At 71.4% G+C, this 1,652-nt stretch carries 1 protein-coding gene; it reads right to left on the bottom strand.

Annotation, left to right across the window (positions count from 1 at the left end):
• Positions 1–1,652 (bottom strand): glutamine--fructose-6-phosphate transaminase (isomerizing) (gene glmS / locus KXR53_RS35445; protein WP_437380322.1); only part of this gene is annotated, 1,652 nt, incomplete at both ends.

The following is a 1,652-nucleotide window of genomic DNA, read 5'->3' as shown; positions in this document are numbered from 1 at the left end:
TACTCCACGGTGACGCTCTTGGCGAGGTTGCGGGGCTGGTCGACATCGGTGCCCTTGGCCACGGCGGTGTGATAGGCCAGGAGCTGCACCGGCACGGCGTAGAGGATCGGCGCGACGAAGGGGTCGACGCCGGGCAGGCCGATCGCCGCGACCGGGCCCGGGCCCAGCCTCTCGATGCCGTCCGGGTCGGAGACGAAGATCACCTTGCCGCCGCGGGCCATCACCTCCTGCACGTTCGACACGGTCTTGTCGAACACCGGGTCGCGCGGCGCCAGCACGATCACCGGCACCTGGTCGTCGATCAGCGCGATCGGCCCGTGCTTCATCTCGCCGGCGGCGTAGCCCTCGGCGTGGATGTAGCTGATCTCCTTCAGCTTCAAGGCGCCCTCCAGCGCCAGCGGATAGGACAGGCCGCGGCCGAGATACAGCACGTCGCGCGCCAGCGCCACCTGGTGGGCGAGGTCGCGGATCGTGGCGTCGTGGTTCAAGACCTCGGCCAGCCGGCTCGGCAGCTCGGTCAGGGCGGTGGAGAGCTCCGCCTCCCGCTTGGYGTCGATGGCGCCGCGCGCCCGCGCCGCGGCGACGGCGAGGCAGGCCAGCACCGTCAGCTGGGTGGTGAAGGCCTTGGTCGAGGCGACGCCGATCTCCGGCCCGGCCAGGGTCTGGATCACCGCGTCGCTCTCGCGCGCGATCGAGCTGTCCGGCACGTTGACGATCGCCAGCACGTGCTGGCCCTGGGCGCGGGCGTAGCGCAGCGCCGCCAGCGTGTCTGCGGTCTCGCCCGACTGGGAGACGAAGATGGCCAGGCCCCCCGCCGGCAGCGGCGCCTCGCGGTAGCGGAACTCCGAGGCGATGTCGATCTCGACCGGCAGCCGGGCCACGGTCTCGAACCAGTATTTCGCCACCATGCCGGCGTAGAAGGCGGTGCCGCAGGCGACGATGGTGGCGCGCGGCACCGCGGCGAGGTCGAAGGGCAGCGCCGGCAGCGCGATCGCCCGGGTGGCGGGATCGAGCATGGTGCGCAGGGTGTCGCCCACCACCGCCGGCTGCTCGTAGATCTCCTTCAGCATGTGGTGCCGGAAATCGCCCTTGCCGATCAGGGCGCCGGTCTGGGCGATCGGCTTCACCGGCCGGGCCACCGAGGTGTCCGCGGCGTCGTAGATCTCGACCCCGCTGCGGGCGATCACCGCCCAGTCGCCCTCGTCGAGATAGCAGATCCGGTCGGTCCAGGCGCCGATCGCCAGCGCGTCGGAGCCGACATACATCTCGCCGTCGCCGAAGCCGATGGCCAGSGGCGAGCCGCGGCGGGCGACGACCAGCAGGTCCTCCTCGCCGGTGAACAGGAAGGCGAGSGCGAAGGCGCCCTCCAGCCGCTTCAGGGCGGCGGCGCTGGCCTCRCGCGGCGCCATCTGCCGGTCGAGGTAATGGCTGACCAGATGGGCGACGATCTCGGAATCGGTCTCGGTGGAAAAGACGTGGCCGAGCCCCTCCAGCTCGCGCTTCAGCGCGCGGAAGTTCTCGATGATGCCGTTGTGCACGATCGCCACCCGGTCGGTCGCGTGCGGATGGGCGTTGCTCTCGCTCGGCCGGCCATGCGTCGCCCAGCGGGTGTGGCCGATGCCGATGGTGCCGTCGATCGGCGCCTCGTCCAG

The sequence above is a fragment of the Inquilinus limosus genome (genome assembly GCF_051487185.1).
In the GTDB taxonomy this organism is placed as follows: domain Bacteria; phylum Pseudomonadota; class Alphaproteobacteria; order DSM-16000; family Inquilinaceae; genus Inquilinus; species Inquilinus limosus_F.
The sequence above is the reverse complement of the archived record's forward strand: the minus strand, read 5'-3'. Positions and strand labels throughout refer to the sequence as shown.